18 protein-coding genes, 2 tRNA genes and 2 pseudogenes are annotated in these 26,981 nt (G+C 61.9%); 6 read left to right on the top strand and 16 right to left on the bottom strand.

The genetic code is table 11. The features are described 5' to 3' along the window. Positions 1–91 precede the first annotated feature (91 nt). The 5 genes from CS1GBM3_RS19700 to CS1GBM3_RS01070 form a co-directional block, all read right to left on the bottom strand. Positions 92–1,654, bottom strand: a complete 1,563-nt coding sequence (locus CS1GBM3_RS19700) for a DUF2497 domain-containing protein (protein WP_072390211.1) — start codon at positions 1,652–1,654, stop codon at positions 92–94. Between the two features lie 241 nt (positions 1,655–1,895). Further along, a complete protein-coding gene (locus tag CS1GBM3_RS01085; protein ID WP_171946405.1) occupies positions 1,896–2,876 on the bottom strand; it encodes a DUF2497 domain-containing protein in 981 nt (326 codons plus the stop codon). Positions 2,877–3,207: 331 nt separating this feature from the next. Next, entirely contained in the window at positions 3,208–4,653 is a 1,446-nt protein-coding gene (locus CS1GBM3_RS01080) for a TolC family outer membrane protein (protein WP_244534513.1), read from the bottom strand. 347 nt (positions 4,654–5,000) lie between these two features. Then, positions 5,001–5,684, bottom strand: coding sequence for a protein-L-isoaspartate O-methyltransferase family protein (locus CS1GBM3_RS01075; protein ID WP_072390202.1), 684 nt, complete (start codon positions 5,682–5,684; stop codon positions 5,001–5,003). A 117-nt stretch (positions 5,685–5,801) separates the two neighbouring features. Beyond that, entirely contained in the window at positions 5,802–6,200 is a 399-nt protein-coding gene (locus CS1GBM3_RS01070) for a YkvA family protein (RefSeq protein WP_072390199.1), read from the bottom strand. Between the two features lie 174 nt (positions 6,201–6,374). Here CS1GBM3_RS01070 and CS1GBM3_RS01065 point away from each other — a divergent pair. From CS1GBM3_RS01065 to CS1GBM3_RS01055, 3 genes are all read left to right on the top strand, one after another. Continuing rightward, a tRNA-Cys gene (locus tag CS1GBM3_RS01065) sits at positions 6,375–6,448 on the top strand. A gap of 215 nt (positions 6,449–6,663) precedes the next feature. Further along, complete coding sequence (locus tag CS1GBM3_RS01060) at positions 6,664–8,097, top strand: hypothetical protein (protein WP_072390197.1); 1,434 nt, start codon at positions 6,664–6,666, stop codon at positions 8,095–8,097. 38 nt (positions 8,098–8,135) lie between these two features. Continuing rightward, a complete protein-coding gene (locus CS1GBM3_RS01055; protein ID WP_139247720.1) occupies positions 8,136–9,695 on the top strand; it encodes an LTA synthase family protein in 1,560 nt (519 codons plus the stop codon). A gap of 19 nt (positions 9,696–9,714) precedes the next feature. On the opposite strand, the gene CS1GBM3_RS01050 is transcribed toward CS1GBM3_RS01055, so the two are convergent. Beyond that, complete coding sequence (locus CS1GBM3_RS01050; RefSeq protein WP_072390191.1) at positions 9,715–11,691, bottom strand: MDR family MFS transporter; 1,977 nt, start codon at positions 11,689–11,691, stop codon at positions 9,715–9,717. A gap of 207 nt (positions 11,692–11,898) precedes the next feature. Here CS1GBM3_RS01050 and CS1GBM3_RS01045 point away from each other — a divergent pair, with 207 nt between their 5' ends. The 3 genes from CS1GBM3_RS01045 to CS1GBM3_RS01035 all read left to right on the top strand — a co-directional run bounded on the left by CS1GBM3_RS01045 (position 11,899) and on the right by CS1GBM3_RS01035 (position 14,118). Next, positions 11,899–12,213: a DUF485 domain-containing protein gene (locus tag CS1GBM3_RS01045; protein WP_072390188.1), complete on the top strand. Its 315-nt coding sequence runs from the start codon at positions 11,899–11,901 to the stop codon at positions 12,211–12,213. Between the two features lie 17 nt (positions 12,214–12,230). Beyond that, positions 12,231–13,796 (top strand): cation acetate symporter, encoded by a 1,566-nt coding sequence (locus tag CS1GBM3_RS01040; protein ID WP_210186199.1) that lies wholly within the window; start codon positions 12,231–12,233, stop codon positions 13,794–13,796. 247 nt (positions 13,797–14,043) lie between these two features. Beyond that, positions 14,044–14,118 (top strand) — tRNA-Asn (locus CS1GBM3_RS01035). A gap of 291 nt (positions 14,119–14,409) precedes the next feature. Here the strand turns inward: CS1GBM3_RS01035 and CS1GBM3_RS01030 are convergent. The 10 genes and pseudogenes from CS1GBM3_RS01030 to CS1GBM3_RS00980 all read right to left on the bottom strand — a co-directional run bounded on the left by CS1GBM3_RS01030 (position 14,410) and on the right by CS1GBM3_RS00980 (position 26,879). Continuing rightward, the gene (locus CS1GBM3_RS01030) at positions 14,410–15,573 is read right to left on the bottom strand and encodes a glycosyltransferase (RefSeq protein ID WP_171946404.1); all 1,164 of its coding nucleotides are present in this window, start codon (positions 15,571–15,573) and stop codon (positions 14,410–14,412) included. A 42-nt stretch (positions 15,574–15,615) separates the two neighbouring features. Next, on the bottom strand, positions 15,616–17,313 hold the full coding sequence (locus CS1GBM3_RS19205; protein ID WP_139247719.1) for a PQQ-dependent sugar dehydrogenase: 1,698 nt from the start codon (positions 17,311–17,313) through the stop codon (positions 15,616–15,618). 568 nt (positions 17,314–17,881) lie between these two features. Next, positions 17,882–19,279 carry an ABC transporter ATP-binding protein gene (locus CS1GBM3_RS01015; RefSeq protein WP_072390180.1) on the bottom strand — a complete coding sequence of 466 codons (1,398 nt, stop codon included), beginning with the start codon at positions 19,277–19,279 and terminating at the stop codon, positions 17,882–17,884. A gap of 253 nt (positions 19,280–19,532) precedes the next feature. Continuing rightward, positions 19,533–21,788 carry a glycosyltransferase gene (locus CS1GBM3_RS01005; protein WP_072390174.1) on the bottom strand — a complete coding sequence of 752 codons (2,256 nt, stop codon included), beginning with the start codon at positions 21,786–21,788 and terminating at the stop codon, positions 19,533–19,535. A 1-nt stretch (position 21,789) separates the two neighbouring features. Next, positions 21,790–22,743, bottom strand: coding sequence for a class I SAM-dependent methyltransferase (locus CS1GBM3_RS01000; protein WP_072390171.1), 954 nt, complete (start codon positions 22,741–22,743; stop codon positions 21,790–21,792). Continuing rightward, positions 22,743–23,561: an ABC transporter permease gene (locus CS1GBM3_RS00995; RefSeq protein WP_072390168.1), complete on the bottom strand. Its 819-nt coding sequence runs from the start codon at positions 23,559–23,561 to the stop codon at positions 22,743–22,745. The genes CS1GBM3_RS01000 and CS1GBM3_RS00995 overlap by 1 nt, the downstream gene beginning before the upstream one ends. A 90-nt stretch (positions 23,562–23,651) precedes the next feature. Then, positions 23,652–23,935 (bottom strand): annotated as a pseudogene (locus CS1GBM3_RS20000) (GDP-mannose 4,6-dehydratase); the annotation flags it as partial. A 129-nt stretch (positions 23,936–24,064) separates the two neighbouring features. Beyond that, positions 24,065–25,069, bottom strand: a pseudogene (locus CS1GBM3_RS00990) (glycosyltransferase); the annotation flags it as partial. 683 nt (positions 25,070–25,752) lie between these two features. After that, the gene (locus CS1GBM3_RS00985) at positions 25,753–26,220 is read right to left on the bottom strand and encodes an MEKHLA domain-containing protein (RefSeq protein ID WP_072390162.1); all 468 of its coding nucleotides are present in this window, start codon (positions 26,218–26,220) and stop codon (positions 25,753–25,755) included. Positions 26,221–26,267: 47 nt separating this feature from the next. Then, entirely contained in the window at positions 26,268–26,879 is a 612-nt protein-coding gene (locus CS1GBM3_RS00980) for a DUF938 domain-containing protein (protein WP_348533595.1), read from the bottom strand. Between the last annotated feature and the right edge of the window lie 102 nt (positions 26,880–26,981).

Here is a 26,981-nt window from a genome sequence, read left to right as displayed (position 1 = left end):
TCTGTCAATGTGCTGAAAATACGGGAGCCACACCCTGATCGGCGAGAGCTGGCCATTTTTCGAAGGCTCGGCGTGCAGCGCGGCCGGGGGATCAGGTGCCCGGCGGCTTCTGGCCCGGCTTTATCGTGTTCGCGACCTCGGTCCGAAGCGCGCGCTCGATAATGCGCGGCATGTTTTCCGCAACCCACTGCTGCAGCATCGGCCGCAACATGTCGGCAACCGCATCCTCGAGCGTACGCGGTGGCGCGTTTGTACCGTAGGACGGCACAGTCGCGGGCAGCGTCGAAGGTGTGGGCGCGCGCTCGGGTGCAGGCTCAGGCTCGACGATGGGCGTCAATGGAATGGCCGGTGAGTGAGCCTCCGGCGATACGGACGCCGACGTTACAGCGGCAGACGCGGCAAGCCCAAGCGCCAGCGCATCGAGTGCCTGGTGCGCGGCAGCGCTGCTCGTGGGATCGGCACCCCCTGTGAAGCGAGATTGCGATGAATAACCCGGTGACTCGGGCGGAATCCCCGTGATCGGCCCGGCGAACGGCCGCGGCTCCGCAGGCTTGCTCGCGGGCTGGTACGTGGGCTGCGGCCTCACGGCGGGCTCATCAACCGGCGCCTGCGGGGCGCCGAAGGGCCGCGACGATCCGAAAGCGGGCGACGACGCGGGCGCTGTGACCTCCGGACGCTCGGGCGTGGCTTGCGCCGTGGGCGCGGGAGAAAACGGTGCCGCGGTCGACGGCGCAAACGCCGCGAAAGGCGAGGCCGGACGGCTCGTATCGGCAGGCGCCTGAGACGACGGCGCAGGCTCCGCGCTACTGTTGCCGGCGGCGAACGTATCCGTGGGTGCCGTGCCCAAAACCGGCCCCGCGTTGGCAGCGGGTGTTGGCTTAGGCTCTGGAGCCGGCTGCGCCGCAGTCGATGCACGGGCTGCGCGCAGCGCTTCTTCGAGGCTCGCCGGTGTCGCCCCCGCACCCGGCGAAGGTGATGCAGTCATGTTGGCGCCGTTGATGACCCCGCCAGCCGGCGGCTGGTTGGCCCGCACGCCTGGCGCAGGCGCGGACGGAGCCGACGACTGCGGCGGGGAAAAGCTAGTCTTGCGCAACGGAGGAAAGCCATAGGAGGGAGCCGGTGCAGGCCCGGCCGCAGGCGATGGCGCGGCAGGTCGCTCGGTGCTGCCAAAGGGCGGCGGAGGAACTGCCGTCTCGGAAGGAGCAAGCTGCGGGGGCAACGCGGCGGCACCATCCGTGAAAGGCTTTGCCACTTCCTCCCGCGGCGGAGGCGACGGGACGAACGACTTGCGCGACATGGGATGCGAAAGCCCGGTCGGAACGCGCAGATCCGGCTTCGGCGCGCCGCCCGCACCACCGTTGACCGCGTCGCCCTCGTCGAACATATCGGCGAGGTCTTGATCGAACGAGAACGGGCGCTTCGAGCCGAACGGACTGGTCGGCGGCAACGGCCCCGACTTCAGCACGTTGCTCAACCGGTCCGAAAGCGGCTGCGGTGCTTCTACCTTTGGCGCGGCCTGAGACTGCGGCACCAGAGGATTGGCTTCGATGGAGGTCTCGGGCGGCTCGGCCGCCGGCTCGTCGGCGATGATCTGGCGGATCGACGCCAGGATCTCCTCCATGCTCGGCTCGCCGGCTTTATCCGGTTTGTTCATGCTGCCCTGCCGCCTTGGCCGCCTTCCAATGCACGCCGCGAGCACATCGGCGTCTGCAGCTCAGCAGCATGCAAATCAGAGCGAACGATTTGATGTTTCATCCGAAAGACGTACCTCGGCGCCGGCCGGGCATCAATGCGTCTCCGCACCTTTCCGCAAACTTCGCGCCATATGCTCAACGAAGCATGCGACGATTTCGAGGCGACGGGCCCAAGTTTAGGCCAGACGCACGAAATCCTGCTTAAGGCTTGCGGGGCGCCTTGATGCTCTCGGCCATCTCGATGTGAAGCGCCTTTTCGACCATGCGCGGCATGTTATCGGCGAGCCACTGGCGCAACATCGGCCGGAGCAGATCGGCGGTCGCATCCTCGATGGTGCCCGTCGGCTCGCCTGTGGGCGCTGGCGGAGCGGCGACGGGGGCAGGTTGCGGGTGCGCCGCAGCAACCGGAGGCAGCGGCGGAGGCGGTGGCATCGCGATCGGCTCTTGAGGCACCGCAGCCGGCGGCGGCGTGAAGACGGGAGCGTGCTGCTCCGGCACCTCGGAGATGATCCCGCTGAAATCCGGCGCCGCATACTGAACGGGCGGCGCCGCGGGCACAGGAGCAGGAGCTGCCGTTGGCTGCGGCGACGGCTCCACCGTTGGACCCGACATGCGCAAGAAATGCGTGTCCTTGAAAGGCGCCATGACACGATGCGGCTCCAGGCCACCGGACGCCGCCGCGGGGAATGGACCGCTTTGCTGACTTGCAGGCTGCGACGGAGTGTTGGCGACGGAAGCGCCATTCGCAGGCGCACTGCCAGCGGGGCGGCCGGGTTCGGAGGGGGCCGCCGCGGTGTGCAAGTCGGGGCGGACGGACTTCAAAGTGCTGAGCCCTGCTGACGGAGACGGCGTCCCGGAACCTGACGACGCCGACGCCTCTGCCGCATGCGCCTCGCCGTTGACGGCAGCCTCGGGCTGGACGGAAGACGTGGCGTGGCGGATCGCATCGGTGAGACGGCCAAGCAGCGGTATCTGTCGCTCGTTTGTAGACGGCGGAGAGGAACGGAAAATCGACGGAAGGTCGAACTCGCTGGCATCCTCCAGCGCGCCATCGCCCTTGAGCACGATCGGCGTACCGCGAAATTCGCCGTTATGCGGGTGAGTTGTAGGCTCCTCGGCAATGATCCTGCGGATCGATGCGAGAATTTCCTCCATGCTCGGCTGGCCGTTTTTCTCTGTCATGTTCATTACGCCACTCCCTACGCACTCCACGACAAGCACATCCGACATCCCACCCGCATAGGATGCCGCCCCGAGTGAGCACCGCGACGAAGTTATGCGGCCACCCCCCAGCCTCGGTGCGCGTAGGCAACGAGGCCTCTTCTGCTGACGTCACCGGCCACCACCCGCCGACCGACCCAGCTCCCGATCATTCAATTGTTGTGTGTGGGACTCCCACCGCGCGCCAAGCTAAGCGCCATAGTGGGCAACGATGTGGCAATGCCACAGGCCGACACAAATCGACAAGCAGGTCAGCTCAGCTAACCTGCCCTGTGCGGCAAGCTCAAGGAGATTATTTCGCGCTTCCGGAGTAATCCGACTCGGCCGGCACCTCTTCGATACGCCCGTCAGAGTGGGTTATCGAAGTGCCCCAAGGCTTACGCCGAACCTCCTGATAATTTGCTTCAGGATCGTAAGAAACTGACGTGAAGCCGAGATTCACAGAATCCAGGCGGCCAACGGCAGCCAACACCGCATAGCTCGCCACCACGAGATTGCGCCGCGTCGACACGAGCTGAACCTGAGAGTTCAAAAGCTCGACCTCAGCGTTGAGCACATCGAGCAGCGTGCGCTGTCCAACCCGCTCTTCCTCGCGCACGCCCGTTAGCGCCGTCGTATTGGCTTCCACCTGCGATTGATCGGACTGGATCTGGGCCCGAGCCGCCAGAAGCTGCGACCAAGCCGCAACAACCTGCTCCTCGGACTCGCTGCGCGCTTGCTCGATTTCCTGCAAACGGCTGACGTGAATATGCTTTTGCTGGCGAACGCGCGCGTAGACCTCGCCGCCCTCATAGATCGGCACGGTCAGACGGCCGGTTACGGTCACGCCTTCGGACTCGTTGATGGACTGGGTCGTCTCGAAGCGATCGGAATAGGAAGCTTCGAGCTGAACGCTCGGCAACAACTCGCCGCGGATCCGATCAACGGCAAACTTGGAGGCCTGCTCGAGATAGAGAGCGTTGACCACCGCCGGGTTCTCGTGCGTGCCGACGTTGACCGCCTCTTCCAGCGAGCGAGGAAGGAAGCGCTCATAGCCCTTCGGCTCGATAAGGTTCTGCGGCGCGTGTCCGACCACGCGCTCGTAGGCTGCGCGGCTGGTTTTGAGATTGGCTTTGGCAAGGTCGAGATTCGACACCGCACCGGCCCGGCGCGCCTGCGCCTGTGCCACGTCCGTGCGCGTCACTTCGCCGACGGCGAAGCGATCCTCGGTCGCGCGCAGTTCGCGCGTCAGCACGTTGACGTTATTCTCACGCAGCCGAACGATCGCCTGATCGCGCACCACGTCCATGAACGCGGTGACCGCCTGCAGGAGCACATTCTGCTCGACCGAGCGCAGCACCTCACGCCCGGCGCGGACGTTGGCCTCCTGCTCGTTCACTGCATTGATGGTGCGAAAGCCGCTGAAAAGAGGTTGCACGGCATTGACCGAGTAGCCGCCCGGCTTGAGCGTGTCCTCGGTCGTCGTGGTGCTGGTACGGTTCTTCTGCCAATCGTAATTGATGTCCGCATTGCCGGTGATCACAGGCCGGAATCCGGAGCGGGCGCGCGTCACCTCCTCATCGGTTGCCCTGAGGCGCGCACGTTCTGCGTCGAGCTGCGGGTTGTACTGGTAAGCGGCCGCAAGCGCTTCGTTCAGCGTCTCTGCCTTGAGCGCGGAAGGCGCACCGAGAACGGCGACACCGGCCACCGCTCCAGCAGCACCAACCGCAAGCCGGCAAATCCTTCTGAGATAGATCAAACCTAGCCCCGAACTTTGCCTGGTGTTTATTTTGACAACCACCCTGCAAGTGACGCCGCCCCGCAGATGCGGCACGGCGACTCGCATCGTTTTTCTAGAACACGGGCTCGATTCGCAGAAGTGAACACATCGTCCTGTCCAAGCATGGACTTGCGAGCGTTGCCGCATTCCCACACACCGGAGCCTGGACTTGCCGTGAAATTCCGAGAGCCGCGCTTACGTGCACGCGTTCAATTCATTGAAATATCGGAAAGAAACACAAAAACCGAGCACGGAGGCTCAGCCCGCCCCATTCTCGAAGAGTAAAAAAGCTCGAGCTATCCGCAAGGGGTAGGCGGCACTATTTTTCAAAATGCGAAGGTCCGCGCTTTTTCGAAACTCGGCAGGATATCGGCCGTAGCGTCGAAGATGCTCGCCTGCCCGAATGTGTTGCCATTGCGGCGCCAGAGCGTCGCCCGCCCGGCCGCAGGGGCACCGACGATAGCCACAAGCCGCCCCCCATCCTTGAGCTGATCGAGCAAATCCGGCCTGATTTCCTCGACAGCCCCCTCGATGACGATGGCATCGTACGGGCTCTCGGGTGACCAGCCTTGCGCGAGTTCGCCTTCGACCACCGTCACGTCGTCCGCACCGAGCTCGGGAAGAACCCTGCGCGCCACACCGAGAAGGCTTGCGTCGCTGTCGAGCGCGACCACGCGCCCCGCGAGACGGCCAAGCAACGCCGCCCCATACCCCGTGCCCGCACCGATATCGAGCACAGCCGCATCCGGGTCGATATTCGCGATCTGGACAAGCTTGGCGAGCGTGCGGGCGGAGAGCAGCGCCCGTCGCGCGCCGTGGCCCGCGGGCGCTGCGAGCGGCACCGGCCCATCCATGTAAGCGAGCGACCGATAAGCCTCCGGAACGAAGCGTTCGCGCGGGAGATCGAGCATGGTGCGAATGATCCGGCGATCGGTTACGTCGCTGGGCCGCACCTGCGATTCGACCATGTTCTTGCGCTGCGTCTCGTAGTCCACTGCGTCCTCCCGCATGCTTCCCTGCTAGGCCGAGATTGCACCGGCCGACGGAAGCCTCGCCTGACCATACTCAAACTCAATCCGGTCGGCCACCGCCCCGATACCTGGATAATACGACACCTGGACATGCGGTCACGACGCGCGCGGCCACAAGGCCCACGCGACCAGCCCCGCCAGGGCCGTCCACAGGATCACGATGAGCACAGCGCCCAAAGTGCTGCGCGGCCGCTCGGCGAGCCGCTCCGCCGCCGCACGCAACTCCGCCATCAGCGCTGGATCGACGAAGCGCGCCACCACCCCGACCAGAATGGGCAGGAGGATCAACTCGTCCAGAAACCCGATCACCGGGATGAAGTCCGGAATGAGATCGATGGGCGAGAGCACATAGGCCGCGACCAGCACCGCGAACAGCTTGACCGTCCACGAGACGCGGGGATCACGGGCCGCGAGGTAAAGCGCGAGGCCATCCCGCTTGGCGCGCTTGGCCAGCGTCTCGAGCTGCCCGAAGGCCCGTTTCAGTGCCTGCCGCATTCCACCGCGCGAGCCCCTGCTTCCTGGTTTTGCACGCCGAATGGCCCGAGTACGACCCTGCGCTTGTGCAAAGCTTTGTCTATATGATAGATGCCTGCGTGCGCACCGCAGTTTTGCGCCTCGGTCCGACGACGGCCGAGGTCCGATGACGAGACCGTCCGGGCGCAAATCAGAGGCCACATGGCGGAGTGGTGACGCAGCGGACTGCAAATCCGTACACGCCGGTTCGATTCCGGCTGTGGCCTCCAACTTACCCTTCCCGCTACGATCCACGACCACCCTCCTCCCCACACAGCGCCCGCCGCGCCACGGCGGCAGAGGTGCCCTAATTCCGTTCCGCCTCGCATTTACAGGATGTCAAAATTCTGTCATCTGGGGGCCTCGCCGAACAGGTGGGAAGAGGGATCGTGCCCAAGCAAACCCTGCTTGCAGTCCGGAACGTCGAAGCGTCGGGAGCCGCCGGATGAGCGCCCCTGCGATCACACCCTCGGCACCGAGCAGCGCAGCCGCGCCGCGCGAGTTCAGCTCATTCCGCGACCCGTCCGGTTTCTTGTTCTGGCAGGACGGAACCATCTACCGCTGGATTGAAGCGGCCTACGTGCCCGTGTTCCGCCGCGCCGAGGAGACGGGCCTGCTCGCCAAGGCAACGCGCGCCGGACTGCTGCTCCCGTTCGAGACCGCTCCCGCAGACCAGTTCTCTCCAGAAGGCGCCGACCCAGCCGGTGCGTTAGTGCTGAAGCCGCGCCAGCTCTCGCTGCTGACCTATCCCTACGAGTGGAGCTTCAGCCAGCTTCAGGACGCGGCGCTGACGACGCTGGATCTTCACCTGCTGGCCCTCGACCATGGCATGCTTCTGAAGGACGCCAGCGCCTTCAACATCCAGTTCGTCGATGGGCGCGCGACACTGATCGACCATCTGTCGTTCGATCCGTTGGAGGGACACAGCGCTTGGCCCGCCTACGGCCAGTTCTGCCGACACTTCCTGGCTCCGCTCCTGCTCATGTCGTACGTGGATCTGTCGCTCGGCCGTCTGCTGCAGGTCCATCTCGACGGCATCCCGCTCGATCTTGCCTCGCGGCTCCTACCGCGCCGCACACGGCTATCACCGGCTATCCAAATGCATCTGCATTTGCACGGCCGCATGACGCAAAAATACGCCGACGAACGTAAGAAAGTGGCGGTGACGCGCACGCTGTCAGCGGCCCAGCACAAAGCCATCGCCGGCTCGCTCAAGCGGCTGATCGCCAAGCTGAAGCCGAAGGCGCAGTTCACCGAATGGGGTGACTACTACAACGACACGAATTACTCGAGCGACGCCTTCGACGCCAAGAAGGCGATCATCCGCGACTACGTCACCCGGGTCGCCCCGCGCACGCTCTGGGATCTCGGCGGCAACAACGGCGAGATGTCCCGCGCCGTCCGCGACCTCGCAGGCGAGATCTTGTGCGTCGACATCGACCCGCGCGCCGTCGACCTGAACTATCGCCAGTGCCGCAAGGAGCGCATCACTAACATCGTTCCGGCTCTGTCGGATCTGACGAACCCGACACCGGCCCTGGGCTTCTTCAATCGCGAGCGTAAGGCGCTGTTCGAGCGGACAGCGCCCGACCTCGCCATGGCGCTCGCGCTCTTTCATCATCTCGCCATCGGCAACAATCTGCCGCTTCCGAAGGTCGCCGCGTTCCTCGCGGCGGTATCCGGGAATCTGATCATCGAGTTCGTGCCGAAATCGGATTCGCAAGTGAAGCGGCTGCTCGCCAACAGACCGGACATCTTCCCCGACTACACGCAGGAAGGCTTCGAGCGCGCGTTCACGACGCACTTCGACGTCGTCGAGCGGCGCGCCATCCCAGGCACCGAGCGCATCCTGTACCTGATGGCGAGAAAGCCGGGTTGAGGGTTTAGCGCAAAGGTTGCAGGGAAATGTCATCCGCCTTGAGCAGGATCGTGAAAGACGGCTGGGCCGGCTATGCGGCTTCGGTCGTTTTGGCCGCGCTCTATCCGACGCTCTTCGTACTGTCACAGAATTGGTACGCGCTGCAGGCCAAGCAGTCCGCGTTCCTGGTCGCGTTCGCGATCGTATCGGGTCTTGTAATCTACGCGATCGTCGAGGGCGCGCTGAGGCTCATCGATTGGATCGCGGCCAAGTGGCAGCGGCCGCCGGTATCTCCGGGGTTGCGCGCCATCGTGTTCGGCGTCGTCTGTACCGTCATCATCTGCCTTCTGCTGGCCAAGACGATCAAGGTCGCGGTCCCCGACCGTATCCTCGTCATCGCCGTCTACATCGCGATCGGCGCCGTGTTCGTGTGGGCGTTCCGCGCCGGGGCGCGGCGCCGCGTGAACGCTTTCCTCTCGGTGCTTTCGGCGGTTGCCGCTACGAGCTGGCTCGTGAGCACAATGGATACGTCTCAGTCCTGGATCGGATCGGTCCGGCAGGATTTCGAGCAGGCAAAGTTCACGCACAAGCCGAACATCTACCTGTTCATCTATGATGCCTACAGCAGCGCCGACGCCTATCAGAAGGTGTTCGACTTCGACAACTCGCAGCACTATGCCGATCTCGCCCAGCGCGGCATCAAGGTCGTGCACACCTTCAGCAACTACAATTCGACGCTACAGACCGCTATCAGCGTCTTCCTCGGCAAGCACCATTTCTACAGCACAGAGACAGGTCTCGCGGACAGCCAGAGCGGCCGCCCGCTGCTCGCCGGCGTCGTGCACAACCCGGTGCTCGCGACGCTCAAATCGAACGGCTACCAGCTCCAGTACATCCACGGTATCGACTACTTCGTAAACGAGCAGGGCGTGCTCGACTACGTGTTCCCGGACAAGCCGATCAGCAGCGCGCTGCGCGTCTTCGGCGCGCCGCTTCTGAGGATGAAGCGCAAGATCGGCCTCGAGCCGCAGATGGAAGTTCTGCGCACGAGGCTGCACGCAACGCCCAAGCCCGGCGAGCCCCCGTGGTTCACCTTCGCGCACGTCAACCTGCCCGCCCATTCCGATATGGACGTCCACTGGAGACAACTTGAGAGCTTCGAGGAGGACTTCCGGCAGAAGACGAAAATCGCCAACGTCAACATGCTCGACACCATCGACCGCATCCGTGCAGCCGACCCGGAAGCCGTCATCCTGATCTTCGGCGATCACGGAGCGCATCGCTACAATCGTCTCGCCGACGTCGACGATCCGAACGCCGCTTTCAAGGAAGCCGGCATTTCGCCCGAGGTCGCGGCTCTCGACGATTTCGGCATCATGATCGCGGTCGGCTCTGGCGGCCGGTGCGACGACGAAGTCTACGATGGCATGACACCCGTCAACATGATGCGTACGCTCTTTGCCTGCCTCGCCGATGACAAGTCGCTGCTCGACAACCGCGTCGAGGACATCGCGCTCTATCGCGGCAAGGAGCGTCAGAACGTCTTCCTCACGGCGCAAGACGGTCGCACGCTGCCGGAGTGGAAGCCCTTCGAAGCGCCGCGCGCTCCCGCCGAGTGACTTTTGGGGTCGACGCTCCTTACGCCTTGGCCGGCGGCACACTGGCAAACGACTTCGCAAGCTCCTTCATGAGCGCACGAACCTCGGGATGCTCGTTGCGGTCCCAATCGGCCAGCATATCCTCGAGATCCGCTTCGCGCCGGCGGAGCAGCCGCTCGTAGGCGGCCGCGCCCTCGGCCGAGAGCGTAAAGAGACCGTCGTCCCCTGCCCCGCTCGCCATGCCGGCGGCGACCAGGCGTTGGAGCAGCGTGCGGCACTGGCCGCCTTCGATCCACGAGCACGCCGTGATGTCATCTACCGTCGCGCGGCCATGCCGCTCGCCGAGCCGCGCCAGCATCCAGAGCGTATCCGGCTCGATCTTGAGGCCGATGCGCTCCGCCGCCCGCTGATAGACGCGCCAGCGGTTCTCGCGCGCCGTCATGCGCGTCACGATGCGCGCCAGCTCCTCAAGCGAGGTCGCATCGCGCGGCATCTGGAACGCATCGCTGACCGGCTCCGGCCGGATCGTCGTGCGGAGCGGCACCTCGCGAATGGAGAGCGTGATGAGGAAGCCGACAAAAGCCATCGCCGTCGCCGTATGAAACACCGGGTGCAGCGCCTGGACGAATTCGGCGAGATAGCGCGACCGCACGGCATCGGGAAGCGCGCGGATGGCATCCGGGTTCAACACCCCTTCGACACCCGGCACGACGAGTTGCGCGCTGTCCCCCAAGAAATAGGCGAAAATGCCGCCGAAGAGCGCCGCCCCCACGGAGCCCCCGATGGAACGGAACAGCGTCGTGCCGGAAGTCGCGACGCCGAGCCGCTCGTAAGGCACGGAGTTCTGCACCGCCATGACCAGGATCTGCATCACCATGCCGAGCCCAAGGCCGAGGAGCAGCAGATAAAAGGCGGCGCGGCTCGCAGGCGTCTCGGCGTCGATGGTGGAGAGCAGGATCAGCGCCGTCGTCATCAGCGCCGTCCCGCAGACCGGAAATAGCTTATAGCGCCCGATGCGGCTGATGATCTGTCCGCTCGTGACCGAGCTCGCGAACACGCCGAGCATCATCGGCGTCATGTAGAGCCCAGCGCTCGTCGGATCGAGCTCCTTGACCACCTGAAAGTAGACCGGCAAGAGCGTGATCGATCCGAACAAGGCCATGCCGACGATGAACCCGACCGACGTTCCGATAGCGAACGCGCGATCGCGGAAGAGTTGCAGCGGCAGCAACGGATCGGCGACGCGCGCCTCGACATAGACGAAGCCCACGAGCGCCACCGCACCCAGCGCCACGATGGCGCCAAGGCTGACGGGCGCAGCCGAAATCAGCGTCGCGCCGAGGCTTGTGATCAGCACGATCGCCGTCAGCGCCAACGCCAGGAAAGCCGCACCCACGTAATCGATATCCGCTGCCCCTTTGCGCGGCACGCCGCGAATGGTGCGGTTGATAACGAACAACGCCAAGAGGCCGAGCGGCAGGTTGATGAGAAAGATCCAGCGCCACGACCAGTTGTCGACGATGAAGCCGCCGATCAGCGGCCCGAGCACGGTCGAAAGCCCGAACACGCCACCGAAGAAGCCCTGATAGCGTCCGCGGTCGCGCGGCGCCACGATGTCGCCGACGACCGCGATGGCCGTGACGATGAGCCCGCCGCCGCCGAGCCCCTGCAGGAAGCGAAAAACGATCAGCTCCGGCAGGTTCTGCGCCAGGCCGCACAGCAGCGAGCCCGCGAGAAAGATGAAGATCGCCCCCTGCAGCACGATCCGCCGGCCGTAGAGGTCGCCGAGCTTGCCGTAGAGCGGCACCACGACGGTGCTCGCCAGCAGGTAGGCAGTAACGATCCACGAGAGATGCGAGAGCCCGCCGATCTCGTTGACGATGACCGGCAGCGCCGTCGCCACGATGGTCTGGTCCAGCGACGCCAAAAGCAGCACGAGTACCAGCGCCCCGAAGGTCGCGATGATCTCGCGCCCCTGGGTCGACGCATCGAAGATTGTGGAAGGTTTATCCTGCATACCGCCTGAATGCGCTTTCCGCCCCGCATGTTCGCGGAGCGGACGATACCTCTGCGATAGTGGACAGTCGACCGCTTCGCGTTCGACTTAAGCATAACCGCATCAACACGAAGATCTTTTCCTAGCCCAATAATCGGCTAAGCTCTCGCCACGCAAAGACGCCGCCGGCAGGTCCGGACAAGGCCCGTCATCGGGGGGAAAGAACGAATGAGTGCCGACATCGGCGCGCTGATCGAGAAGGTCAAGCGCGATCCTGAATTTCTTGCGCTGGAGCGCCGCCGCGCGCGCTTCGCGTGGGGCCTGTCCTTGGCGATGGCCGCCATCTATTTCGGCTTCATCCTGACCGTCGCATTCGCCCCGGATCTGCTGGCAACCCGCATAGGCGACGGCGTCACCACACTCGGCATTCCCCTCGGCGTTGGCGTCATTCTCGCCGCGTTCGTCCTGACTGGCCTCTATGTGCGCCGGGCCAACACCGACTTCGACCTCGCCACCGAGCGCATAATCGAGAGGCTCAAGTGAACGTCGAAGCCATTGTCATGTTCCTGCTGTTCGTGGCGTCCACGCTCGTCATCACACGATGGGCAGCAAGCCGCGCCAAGACAGCCTCCGACTTCTACGCCGCGGGTGGCGGCATCACCGGCACGCAGAACGGCCTCGCCATCGCCGGCGATTACATGTCGGCGGCCTCCTTCCTCGGCATCTCGGGCCTCGTCTTCGCGTCCGGCTTCGACGGCCTGATCTATTCGGTGGGTTGGCTTGTCGGCTGGCCGATCGTGCTGTTCCTGATCGCAGAGCGCCTCAGGAACCTCGGCCGCTACACCTTCGCCGACGTCGCCGCCTTCCGCCTACAGACGACGCCTATCCGCACGCTGTCCGCCGTTGGAACGCTGACCGTCGTCGCGTTCTACCTGATCGCGCAGATGGTGGGTGCAGGTAAGCTGATCGAGCTCCTGTTCGGACTCCCCTACCTTTATGCCCTGGTTATCGTCGGCGGTCTCATGGTGACCTACGTTGCCACCGGCGGCATGGTCGCAACCACATGGGTGCAGATCATCAAGGCCTGCCTCCTGCTCGGCGGCGCGACGTTCATGGCGCTCGCCGTGCTCTACCACTTCGGTTTCTCGTTCGAGGCCATGTTCCGCACGGCGACCGAGACACACCCCGACGGCCTCTCGATCCTCGCTCCAGGCAAGCTGGTCAGCGATCCGATCTCCGCCGTCTCGCTCGGACTCGCGCTCATGTTCGGCACCGCCGGCCTACCGCACATCCTGATGCGCTTCTTCACCGTGCGCGACGCCAAAGCCGCACGCAAATCCGTATTCTACGCCACCATCTTCATCGGCTACTTCTACATCCTGACCTTCATTATCGGCTTCGGCGCTATCACGCTGCTGATGAACGATCCGTCCTATTTCAAGGTCGGCGAAGGCGGCATTTATGATCACATCAACGGCCTGCTCGGCGGCACCAACATGGCCGCCGTGCACCTCGCCAATGCGGTCGGCGGCTCGCTGTTTCTGGGCTTCATCTCGGCCGTCGCCTTTGCGACCATTCTGGCCGTCGTCGCGGGTCTGACGCTGGCCGGCGCCTCCGCAGTCAGCCACGATCTCTACGCCAGCGTCTTCGCACGCGGGCGCAACTCCGAGGCAACCGAGGTGCGCATCTCGAAGATCAGTGCGCTCGTGATCGGCGTCATCGCCATTCTGCTCGGCTACGTGTTCGAGAACCAGAACGTCGCCTTCATGGTCGGCCTCGCCTTCGCGGTGGCCGCGAGCTGCAATTTCCCGGTGCTGTTGATGAGCATCTTCTGGCCGGGGACGACCACCCGCGGCGCCGTCGTCGGCGGCTTCCTCGGCCTCGCCTCGGCCGTCACCATGGTGATCCTGAGCCCGGCCGTTTGGGTCAAGACCTTCGGCTTCGAGCGCGCGCTCTTTCCCTATGACAGCCCGGCGCTGTTCTCGATGACGCTGGCCTTCCTCGGCATCTACATCGTCTCGAAGCTCGACCGCAGCCCCACGGCCCAGGCCGAGCGTGCCTCCTTCGAGGCTCAGTTCGTGCGCTCGGAAACCGGCATCGGCGCAGGGGCCGCCTCGAGCCATTGAATGGGCGGCATGCTCAACGCGATCGCGCTCAAGGCCCACTCTCGGCTGCGCAGTGCGATTGCCACCACCCCGCAGGACAACGCGCCCCTGTCCGCGACCATGTGCCCAGCCCGGGAGCCTGCAAATGTCATCGCGGCACGGGCATTTTTCGGCCAATCTGCCTTGCGCAAAGGGTCGGTGGCGCGAAAAATTCACGGACCCTCTGGCCCTCGCCGCAACCATCTGCTATGAGCGCGGCTCTCGGCATTCCGCGGTAGCTCAGTGGTAGAGCAATCGGCTGTTAACCGATCGGTCGTAGGTTCGAATCCTACCCGCGGAGCCAATGACTTAGTTCTCCGGAGCACCCCTGAAAATTCGATTTGGCCGACGTGCTGGGCTACAAACCCCAGGCAACGCGGTCTACGTACGTCCAGCGCCAGATAAAATTCTTGGTCCTCGCTGCGTGTGAGGAATTGAGCCTGAGACGGCAAAGCGCAGGCAAGGATCTCCAGCCCCCGTCGCGTCCTTCAACTTCTCAGAATGACACGATCGCCGCTTTGATCGCATGGCGGTCGAGAATTGCTGCGCTATCGCTCTCATCACTCGGCACTGCGGCCCGAAACCTGCGTAGCCCTCACTTGCCGTTGACGTTCGGCATTTCAATAATCTGCTTCATACGCGATATAAAATGGCTACGACTGAATTCCTGGGCGCGCTGCTCGCATGCCTTTCGCATCTCTAGAGCCGCCACGGGAGCCATCCGCCGCACGGCCGCAACCACGTCGTCCGCGGTAAAGTTCTTCGGCACGAACATACCCGTTTCGCCGGGAACGATCGTCTCCAACAGCCCTCCCTCTTCGACTCCAATGACAGGCTTTCCTGCCGCCATGGATTCTACGGGAGAAATGCCGAAGTCCTCGTCGATGGGCAAATAAATGGTCGCGATTGCTTCGCCGATAATAGTTTGAAGCGTGACATCATCGACCCAATCGAGAAACGCGATATTGGGTGCACCTTTGGCGCGCGCAATGAGGGCAGCACGGGCCTCGCCTCCAGACACGACGACCAGATGCTGGTCCGACATTTTAAGGAAAGCATCGACGATAAGGTCGACGCGCTTGAGGGCGGTCAAACGCGCTGTAGAAACGTAGTAGTCTTTCTGGCCGAGAAAGCGGAAGCGATCGATGTCGACCGGTGGATAGACGACGATGCTGTCCCGACCGACATACGTCTTGATGCGATTGCGCGTGTTCTCCGAATTCGTAACGATGACATCCATGCGCGCCGTTGCGCGGGCGTAGAGTCCTTCGAATATCCGCATCAAAGGAAGCGCAATTAGCTTTGCGGGGAGCTGGAATCCGGAAAGGAAACGCTTTCGCTGATCGAACAGAAATCGAGGCGGCGTGTGACAGTAGAAGATATTTAGGCCGCCCCCCTTCTTCGGCGCAGCGAACGGCGCAGCAACGCCAGAAAAGATCCTTACCTGGAATTTTCCGGCAGCTTGGCGCTGTCCGAGAAAACCAAGGACCAAGCGGATGAGCTTCAAGCCTGGAATGTTGAGCGTCCGCTCCAGCCCAAGCGACTTTGTGCGCGCAGGAAATAGCGTGTCGTCATGGCTGCTCGCAGTGCGGAACCCGTACACCAGGTGTGCTTGCAGGTCTCGCGCAAGAGTAAGGGCAAGCCGTTCCCCACCGCCGCGGATTGCGAAGTAGTCGTGATAGACGACGATGTCTCGGGGCTCAGCAGCACCTTCGGTTTCTTGTGGCCGCATGGTATCGCGTCGTTCGTTTCTTGACATGGGAAGATCGGCAGGCCGGGCCAACATGATGAGCGCAAGCTATCAGTTTGTTACGGACTTCAAGAACGTGATCAGATCCGCTCTATCCTGAGGATCGGCGATCCCTTGGAAGAGCATCTTGGTGCCGGGCGCAAATTTGCGCGGTCGCTCGATGAAGCGATCTAAAGTAACCGCATCCCACCGGGGGTCGAGCTTCAACATTGCCTCGGAGAACCGATAATCCTCAGTATCCGAGGGGCGACGACCAAACACCCCATGCAACGACGGACCACTACTTTGTCCGCCCTGCTCGAGCGAGTGGCAGTTGCGGCAGCGGTTGAATACGACCGCACCGCGCGCGGCATCCCCATCGAGCAAATTTCCAGAGGCGACTGGAACGTCCGTGCGCTCGGCACCAGCGCCTTTGGGCACGAAGGCGACCCGCACACCGGAGCTTAGAGGCCGAAACTTGCCGGCTGTTCGAACTTGCTCGGGGTAGAGAAACGCCACGACACCTTCATCCGAACCAATGGCAATACGATCATCAAGATCGACGATTGATCGCGGCCGGAAGCCGATATCGAGAGCCTCAGCGGTCAGCACTTTATGCCCATCGAAAACGATCCGATAAAGCGAGCCACGGGCCATTGCACCGACAATGAGATTGGCGAGGCCTGTATTTTCCCTCGGTGCCCAGGCATCAGAGAACGCCTCGCCGTGCACTTGGATGATAGGGCTGGCCGCCGTGCCGGATTCAGCAAAAAAATAGACAGGCCGCGTGCCGCTGGCGTGAAAGCGCTCGGATTTTGCAACGTAGCGATCCCTCTCGTCGTAGCGAGCACCAAATGTGGACTGGGGCCACCCATAGTCTTCGCCCGCGGTTATGATGTTGATCTCATCGCCGGAGTACGGACCTTGATCGGTACCGACCAATACCGGATCGGCAACGCCCGGCACGAAGACATTGGCGAGCCCCTGCGTATTGCGCATGCCCGTTGCGACGATGCGCGAATTACCCGGCGCGGCGACTCTGATCACCGCTGTGAATAGCTGCCGATCCGCTTCCGATAGCGTACCCAACCACTCCGTATCGTGGATCGCATGGAAGTGGCCGAGGCCGAGATAGAACTCAATCTTGGAGGGGTCTCTACGCGCACTGACCGGAACCAGCTCAAGACCGCCGCCGCTTTCCCAAGAGTGATTGGTTCCGATCTCCTCTGGGACGCACGGTGACTTGAACCAATCCTCGACGGCTTCAAACGTCGGCTTCTCATCAAATGTTATCTTGAGAGTTTTGACGAAAACCAACTGGCAGCGCTTGTTCTCGGCGCCGTCGAAGACAGATCCGGATATCAGAATATCAGCGCTAAGTGGGCGCTCGATATCGTCGGCGTCCCTCCCCCACGTGACCGACAATGTGCGAAGGTCCAGAATCCTCGGCCAGACGGACGCTTCGACCCCGCTGACATCAGCGATAGGCAACTTTCCAAGCTGCCACGCGAGCGCGCGGTCGAGATCGATGAGCTGAACATCAGCCTCATTTTGCAGGCTGATACCGAGAAGAAAAGCTCCGCCAAGCGGCGCGATGCGCGCCGGTGTAAACCCGTCCGCGCGCAACTCAACCAGTCTCAGAATATAATCCGAGCTCTGCACCTTTTTCGAGCGACCAGTGAGGGACTTTGGCGCCCGAAGTCTGGAGACAGATCCACCAATGGTCTGTACCGAAAAACCTCGACCGTCGTTTTCTTTAGCTTTCGCCAAAACGGACGTCGCGGCCGTCCATACACATAAGATGCATGAGGCAAATATGCACAGCTTGGTCAAGCCTTATTCCCCCTAACGTTGGACTTCAGAAAGAAATTCGAACGCGACGGGATCTGCCTATTTTCCCACCCGGCCGAACCCGCCCATCGACAAAGTTCATACCTGGCCGCAGAAGATAGAATAACACTCGCGATGTTTCCGGTTCCCATTCACCATTCAACAGAATTATTGAAGTTAGTATAATATCACGAGCATCCAGAATAAGACGCACGTCGTGCACAGAAGACGTCAGCACGCGATGATCGCCGAGATAAACTCCATCACCAACTGTTCGCTGGAAATCAACCAACCTCCCGCAATCGGGAAGCATGGCGTTGCTTTGAAGACGCGCAGCAAGCCTGGGGAAAAGAGCATGCCGAGGCGAGGTCAAATAATGATCAATGGGAAATCTCATCATCGATTTAAAACCTTTATATTTTACGCAGGACCGGCGCTCAAATACGCGACTTCATTGCGGCCCAAGATTCATTCGGAGATCAGAATTATTTGGGCGCCATTGCCGCGTTTATTCAGCGAATTTAACTTCGTTCGGCAATACAGCTCCGAACTCCACCTCGTAAGGCAGTGCCACCGCTCCCCAAAGCGATGCTTGAGCCGACGATGCCGGAACCGTGAAAGCCGCACCCCCGACGCAATAATCGTGAAGCTCGTCGACAAGCCAGATACTCGGATTGACCGGGTGACGGCTAACCGTGCTGCATCCGACAATGACCGCGAAGTCTCCGGGGCAAAACAAATTGACAAGTTGAAAGACGACACTGCCACGGACGCCTGGCGTTGTGCCGGCAAGATCGATGCCCTTATCCAGGGTGTTCATATGCACGAGTTGATTTCCGAGCCTGTCGCAAATTCCCACACCGATAGACGTGTGCGCCGCAGGCACAGACATGACGCGATAGCTGACCCGAACGGTCAGCGGCTCTCCGTGCGCCACCACGTCCGTCTGCCCACCCTCCGCATCGAGCACCTCGATGTTGGTGATCCGTACGGTCCCGTTGCCGCTGCGCATGGCTGCGACGCGACGAGCGAACTCTCGCTCCGATGGGGTCGCGTCGTCGCTCACCACATCCAGCAGGTGGCCGGCACTCGCTTCCCCCGGTTTCGTTTCCGTTAGCGCTTCGCCGTCCGGAGCGGACGCGCCCTGATAGCGGCTTGCCCGAATGAAGGCGCGCCGCTCGTATTCGCGCGCGACATCGATGGATGCGCCGTCGAGGACGACCCGCCCCCTCTCCATCAACACACCGCGCGTGCAGAGGCTCCGCACGCTGTCGGCGCTGTGCGAGACATAGAGAAATGTGATTCCGCGATCCAGCATGCTGCGGATCTTATGCAGGCATTTGGCTTGGAAATAGCTGTCTCCGACCGAGAGCGCCTCGTCGATGATCAGCACGTCCGGGTCCGTGAAAACCGCGCAGGCGAACGCGAGCCGCAGCACCATGCCGCTCGAATACGTCCTGATCGGCTGGTCGATGTACTCCGCGATCTCCGAGAAGCCTATGATCTCCTCGCAGCGCGAGGCGATGTCATCGCGCGTAAGGCCTTGCAGGATACCGTACTGGATGATGTTTTCGCGGCCGGTGAGCTCACCGGCGAAACCGATGCCGAGCTCCAACAACGCCGAGACGCGCCCCGCAACCCGGACCTCGCCCGCTGTGGGTGTCAGGACTTGGCTGATCACCTTCAGCAACGTGCTCTTGCCGCTGCCATTAGCGCCCAGAATGCCGACACGTTCTCCGGCGCCCACAGACAACGTTACGTCGCTGAGCGCACGGATCGTGTCGTGTCGAACGCGGCCATTGGGAGCAAACAGCTCGACCAATCGGTCGACAGACCGATGGTAAAGCCGGTACTCCTTCGTAATACCAACGAGCTCAATGCTGGCCGGGCGTACCTGCGCGTCCACGATCAGGCTCCATCGCTAGCAGCGCCGCGGCCGGGAAACGCGAGGAGGTTCCATTCCACGTCCGCCTCGCCGTCCCAATCGGGCTGGGCGCCGCGGCTCTTCCAAACCGGCGCCTCGCCACGCGATTGCAGCGCCTTGAGCGAGGCAACTCGTTGCCAATCGTTGGCTGAATCTGCCGGCGCGGCATGCGGGCGGGCGTCCGCGCTCAACAAGGTCCTGAAACGGCGAATTCCGCGTTGAATATCCAAGAGCATCACCGTCGGCCTCCGGCCGTCGCCAGAAGCCTTTGACTGTACTGAGGCGCGCATCCCTCCAATGCGCTTTCGAAAGCGTCTTCCACCGCTTCAGCCATCTGCTTGGCCGTGAACATCGACGTGACCGCAGCATAGCCCGCGTCACCGAGCCGGCCGCGAAGCGTCGGATCGGCAATCAGCCGCGATAACGCGGCGGCAAGAGCAGCCGGATCTTCGGATGGGACAAGCAGGCCCGTGACCTCATGCTCAACCACCTCCGGAATGCCTCCGACGTTCGTCCCGACGCAGGCGACACCGTGCATCATCGCCTCGAGGAAGATCAGCCCAAAAGATTCATAGCGGCTCGGCGCCACGAAGATGTCGGCGCGCGCGTACTCTTCGATCAGCGTTTCTCGCGACACGGCCCCCAGCATCTCGACCCTGCCGGGATACCGATCGACGACATGGCGCACGAGGCCGAGGTAGGTAGGTCCACGCCCGTCCTCATCGACGTTAGGATCGCCCACCAGCACGAAGTGCGCCTCGGGGTGGGTCGCCATGACCAGAGGGATCGCCTTGGCGAGAACGTCCACGCCCTTGCGCGTCTCGAACCGCCCGACGTAGAGAATCCGCGAGCCTGACTTCACCGGAGCCACAGCCGGCTTTTCCGGCACCAGACCATGAGGCACGATCCGCAATCGCTCGGGGTCAACGGTTAGCCCGTAGGCCTGCTCGATGTCGCGCACGATGGCATGGCTGTTGCCGAGAATGAGCGACGACCTCTCGAGCATCCATACCTCGGCGGCGATCAGCTTGTTCACGTGCAGCCGGCGATAATTCTCGTCGTTCAGCCACATCTTCTTGGAGGGCAGCACCAGCTGATATGTCGAATGCAGGCTAGTGACCGTTGTAAGGGTCCCGTCAGCGAGGCACGCGGCTCCCTCCACATCCCAGATGGGAGCGGACACGATGTCGAGACTGCGTCTGGCACGTATCCTCTGCACCTCGTCGAAAGCGGAGAAGCACCAGTCGGCGATCAACGGTGGAAGGTCCGGCAATCCTGGAAGGGTGCGTTCGGGGTGATGCCTCTGGGGAATGCGGTGAACCCACACACCGTGCTCGAGATCGACGCGCGGATGCTCCTTCGTGCGGGCGACCACGCTGACCTCGTGACCGAGAGCGGCGAGAGCGGTCGCAAGCGTGTGCGTCCACACGGCGATGCCACCCACGGGACCGGGCGGATAATCCTGGCTGATGAAACAGATGCGGAGCCGCTCGTCCTTTGGGAGCAGGATCGGGAAGGGCTTGAACGTTCGTTCCTCTTCGCAGCCGGGCTCGGCCAAACGGCCGTTGGGCCACATGAACGCTTCGGCGACTCCGCTTTCCGTCCCGCTGGCAATCTCGCGCACGAGCTTGGCATGCTGATCAGCGTCGATCAGTCCATTGTTCGCCAGCCATCGCTTGTCCTGCCGGCGGGCAATTCTGTAATCAGCGAGGTAGTCGACGGCCTTCCCGAGCCCAAAGGCATTTGCAGCATGCCGGATGACGAAATAGGCCTTGCTCCGCGCGGGAACATGGATGCTTGTTGGAATGCGATTGGCATCGCGCAAGTGACTGCTAGCGAATTTATGATGCACTTCTGCCGCCGGCTGATAGGCGACCTTCCATCCGGCATCGATCAGTCGAAGTGCAACATCCGTCTCGTCGAGGAAGTACGCGAAGACCTCATCGAAGCCCCCGATCCCAACGAGAGCGCGTCGTCGGAAACTGCTGTTGGCACCCGTCGGGCTGAGATATCGCGCACTCCCTGGACCGTGCATGACAGCCCCGCTGGCGAGCGCGGCCTCGACGTTGTCGTAGCCTTCGGCATCCCCAAAGCGGTCGCAGACAGTGACCTTGCACTGGAAACTGTAGCCCGTATGGTCGCGGATATAGCCGGCCACGCAGCCCACACGAGGGTCGGCATAAAACGCGCTCAGCGCGTTGAGCCAGTCAGGTTCGGGGATCGCGTCGTCATCGAGATAGGCGACGATCTCGCCCGAGGCCATCGCCAGCCCGACGTTCCGCGACATCGAGAGGTTGGCTTCGGGACAGGAGCCGATCTTGATGCGATCGGCATACGTGTCGAGGACCGCGGCGGTATCGTCGCTGGACGGGCCGTTGACGACAACGACCTCGAACTTTTCATATCGCAACCAGGAGAGGGACTCCAACGTCCGCGCCAGAGATTTGGCGCGGTTGTAGGTATTGATGATGATTGAAACATTCGGAACCATATCAAACTCGTACTGCAGAGACTTGCATATCCCTGCACTTTCCGTTTTTCCGGCCGGTAAATTTATATTCGACTTGATCGAAGCCGCTCTCGTTCAAGATCTGCTTGAGCGACGCTCGTGAAAACATATTGAAATGAAAATCGCCGTCGTATTCCTGCAGGCCAAAGGTGACCTCCCGCAGGTCGTCAAATGATAGCTGTTGGCTGTGAAAGTCAGAAATCATTGCCTCTGCGTCGGGCACAATTGCCTGGAAAATCCCGCCCGGCTTCAGCAGCGAGCGCCAATGGGGCATCAGCACCCTCTGGAGATACTCGACGGGGAAGTGTTCGAGCAGATGTGCGGAATGGATTTCGCAGAGGGTTCCGCTCTCGAACGGCAGAGCCGAGACGTCCGCTATAAGATCGACTCCGGGCAACGCGCGCATGTCGCTGTTGATGTAGCCGTCGAGCGGAACGTGGCCGCATCCCATGTTCAGCCGGATTTGCCCCTCCCGCTCCATCTGAGCAAGCTTGTCCTTGGCAATAAGCTTGCTCTGCAGCGGAGCGGCGGCCTGGGCTTGGCCGGGAATTACCGGAGACGCGCCGCTCATATTGGCGCGCATCTCGAACATGAGCTCTGCGCGTGCGAACTCGACGCGATTGGTCACTCCGTCAAGTCGTTGGCGGGTTTCGGCCAACTTGCCTTCCAAGGCCGATACCGATGCGGAGAGCAACTCGTGACGCTCGGCCGCAAACATGCGCGTCATGCCCATCTCGGAGCGCAAGCCTTCCAGTCCTGCAACGAGCAGGCTCAGCACCTCGTCCGGAGCGTTCCATCGTCTTTCCTGCCTCTCTCGCCACTTTCGCACCGGAACCCGGAGCGACGGACCAACGACAGGAATTCTGAGGAGCCCGCCATAGACCGCGCGGAGGTGTCCTTTTATGTCTTTAGTGCTGATCACAATCCCGCGCCCCATCACAAAACATCTGCGAAACCGGATTTGAGTTTTCTGAAAAGCAGAAGCCCCCCGATACAGACCAGAATGCTCACTGCTCCAACATAGAAAACCCCTCGGGGCTCAATGTCTGCGGCACCTATGATGCAATAGCGATGCGCCTCCACGAGATAGTGCATCGGATTCAGGTCGAGAATAATCACGCGCGCCCACGCAGGTGCATGCTCGACAAGGCTGGGCGGATAGAGGATGGGCGTGAGAAAGAAAGCGAGATTCAAAACCACAGGTATGATCTGCGCAATATCCCGGAAATAAACTGCGAGCGCGCTCAACACAAAGCAGGTGCCCAACACAAGGCAAGCCGTAATCGCCAGCAGCGGCAGGAGCCAAATCAAACGCGGAGTCAGTGGAAGCCCATAGAGCAGCATTAAGAGCATCGCGGTAAAAATCATCACGCCATAAGAGATAAAGGCGGAACCGACGACCTGCATACAGAACGTTTCCATAGGAAAACGGACGCGTTTCACGATTGATGCATTTTCGACGATTACGTTCGTACTTCTCGCAACGGATTCCGCAGATAGCGTCCACGGAGCGATGCCGGCGAAATAGAACACCGGAAACGGAACGCCGTCATAACGCAGCCCCATACGGCCAGCCATGAGCCACGAGAAGACAGTGCTAAGCACGGCAGCGTTGAGCAACGGGACGCCGACGCTCCAGAGCACGCCTGCACGCGACCCCGCATAGCGTACCTCCATATCGCGGCGGACAAGCTCCAACGTGATACGCGCCCAGGTAGCGAGCTTGAATCCTCCGTCGCCGAGTTTCGAACTCAATTGAACCCCCTCGCGGCACTTGGTTTGACGCCTTATCAAGGCACTATGCGATCCCCGAGGCTCGTGCTTTGCAGATTTGATCTCAAAGCCCTCAATGAGGTGGAGCGCATTGCATTCGCATTAGCGGCATATTCCGACCCTTCGACTGAAACAGCGACATGGCTTTGCGCCGCGAGATTGTGGATCTGGTCAGGCTGAACGAGTTGAATGATGCGCCGACCGGACGCGTCCGTCAGATCACCGCGATCCAACGCCGAATCCACACCCTGCCCATGCGGCTCATGAATGCGATCGATCCAATCCGTGTTGAAAAGCGAGGATCGATGCTTGATCTCGCGCACGCTGTAGCCTTTCGACGATGCGCCGAGCGCCACGCCCGGCTCGGGCGCAGGCGCGCGGACGCGGGTAGACGCAGCGCTCTCGGCAACCGTCCGGTAAAGCCGCAGGTACCGCGCACACATCTGCTCGGATCGGAAGTGATTTTCAAAGCGAGCACGGGCCGCCTGTCCCAGGCGCATCGCCATCTCCGGCCGATCGTCGATCGCGCGCATGGCTTGACCGAGCGCATCGGGATCCGCCGGTGGGATGACAAGCCCCGTTTCGCCGTGACGATTCACGAAAGTCGTCCCGGTTCCGATCTCGCAGGAGATCATTGGTCGAGCGGCGCGCGCCGCCTCAATCAACGCAACACCGAAGGCTTCCGAGCGGCGATGAGACGGAAACACGAACGCTTTGCACAAGGACAGTAGAGCGAGTTTGTCTTCGTCGGAAACGTCGCTGAGGTGCGTGACGCTCGGCAGCGCTCGGCGCTTGATTTCGTCCGCGTATTCGCCCTTTCCGACGATGACGACTGGAAGGCCGGTGCGCTCCGCGGCCTCCAGGAGAAATGGCAGTCCCTTGTAGTAGCGCAACGCGCCGACAAACAAAAAGAACCCTTCACCGACTGAGCGACGCCACTTGTCGATCAGGCTCGGATCGGCATTAGACACCTCGGACATCCCGATCGGTATGGTTTCGACTTTGTCGAGGTAGCACTTCAGAACTGGGCTTGTTTGAACGTAATTCGGCGACGTCGCTACGATGGAATCCGCGCTCGAAAGGAAGCGGTGCATAATGGGAAGGTATGGCACGAGCAGGCGGTGCTGGCGCACGACGTCGGAGTGATAGGTAACAACGGACGGACGACGTACACCGCTGCCCAAATGCAGCAAGTCCATCATCGGCCAGGGGAAGTGATAGTGGATGACGTCGAATGATGGAGCGAGAGCGCGGAAGTCCTTGAACAGCGACAGCGACAGCGGGGTCGAAGCGACGTTCAGGCTGCATCGGGACTGGCGGACAAAATGCCGTCCGATCGGACGCGGGCTGGCGCTCGCTTCCTTGCTGACCGTGAGTACGTGAGTTTCGACGCCCTCCGGCGCGAGACCTTCCGCGATCTCCCAGATCACCCGTTCGATACCGGTGAATGTATCGGGCAGATAGGTTTTGAAAACGTGCAATACTCTCATTGGGCGCTCCAAGCTTGGCCGCCCTGTCGAAAGGTGTGCGCTGTAAGCAGAAGATCGGGCATGAATTGTCGTTCGCGCGCGAGGGCTCGCGGCGGTCCCTTCTCTCATTGCTACCGTGGTGGCCGTCAGCGATGCCGTCGGCCGGCTGTTGTCAAAAATTGCTTGCGACCTGAGCGGTCTCGAAAATGAGGGCAGCGCCAATCAACGCCGCCCTTAAAAACGGCGGTCACTCGAAATCGATTGTGGGGCCTAGGGGCGTGCATTCTCGGCTGGATCAAACGCGAACTGGTCATGGCCATGCCGAGGATCTGCCCAACTGAAGTTCATGTACGAGCCGCCGCGAATGCGCGAATTATGTTTGCGACCCATTCTCTGAGTTCCACTCAGTCAGAAATATTCCGCGAGCACAACCTAAGATTTAAATTATATCACAGAACCGCGCAATAATTGTTGCCGACCTGCATCTGACCGTGCCACGCCGTTCCCAGCGCCTCGGAATTCATTGGCGAATTCCGGGTGCCGTACAGATATGTGTAAGATAGAGGACCTCTCGGACGAAGAATGCTGCGAGCCGCGAACAGGCTCGTCGACCTCGAGCGCTACGATGTCAGGGGCGGGACACCGAGCTACAAGTCGATCCCGGTGCGCATTGTAAAGTCTGAAGCCACCGCACCGAGGTATTTTCAGCCAGATTGAGCAACGTAGACCCAGTCGGTAAACGCTGCCGCTTGGCCGATCGGCTGACCGGTCGCGTCAGTCAGGCTCCACACGGACGCATTCGAAATACGAAAGCGCTTGCCCGTCGCGGAGATGCGCACGCCAGCGTAGTCATTGATGACCCCGTCTCGCGTCACACGTTCGAGGAGGCGGGTGCGCTCCTCACGCAGCGGCGGCTCGGCAGAAAAGCGCGAGGGCAGGCGCGTAAAGGCGGCGAAGTCCATCTCGAAAAGCGTCAAGGCGGTGCGATTGCCGAAAAAGAAGATGGGATCGGATTGCGTGCCATGGGCCACGATGGCGAGGGGCGCCGACCACAGTCTTTCGATCAAATCGCCTTCGCCTGATACGAGGGGGTGGCCCGTCAGCCGCTGATAGCTGTCGCCGATGAATTCGATGCTGCAGCGTTGCTCGTCGGTGAAATGCGGAAGGTCCATTGCGAAACTGACGTGGGTTGAGAGGTGTCGTGGTTTCGCCGCCAACGCTACGCCTTCCAAAAGACAACTGATAGATTGTTGGCTGGCATCTCGTGGATATCCGGCGTTCCAAAGCCATGCGTTTGCGCACAACGTGCGACATCCTCGAGATTGCGCACGCCCCACTCAGGGTTCTGTGCTCGCAGCCGGCGATCAAAAGCTGCGTTGCTGTCGGACGTGTGCAGGCCCTGGCGGCGAAAGGGGCCGTAGAGGACAAGCGTGCCACCAGGCTCAAGAATCTCGGCCGCTCCACGAATGAGCGCCTCGCCTGCTGACCACGGCGCTATGTGGATCATGTTCAGGCAGACGACAGCCGCAGCGGACCCAATTGGCCATGGTAGCTCCGTGACGTCGAGATGTATGGCCTCGCGAACGTTCGTAAGGCCCTCGCTCGCCACCCAGTGCGCAATCGACAGCAACGCGTCCGCGTCACGCTCGCTCGGTTGCCAGGTGAGATTGGGCATCGCACGCGCAAAATGCACGACATGCTGCCCGGTGCCGCTACTCACCTCGAGCACGGTCCCCTCACGAGGCAACACCTGCGCGAGGATCTGTGCCACCGGCTCCTTGTTTCGCGCCGCCGAGAGGCTAACGAGGCGACCGCCTGCCAGACTGCTCAAGACTTCACAGCGCATTTCCTCGTCTTTCGATACCTGATGGCTCACCGCCATTATAAGCCGATCGAACGAAACTATCGCGCTCTGCATGTGCGGAGTTTGAGA

Source organism: Hyphomicrobium sp. CS1GBMeth3, from assembly GCF_900117455.1.
In the GTDB taxonomy this organism is placed as follows: Bacteria; Pseudomonadota; Alphaproteobacteria; order Rhizobiales; family Hyphomicrobiaceae; genus Hyphomicrobium_C.
Note: the sequence above shows the minus strand (reverse complement) of the source record. Positions and strands in the feature narration are given on the sequence as shown.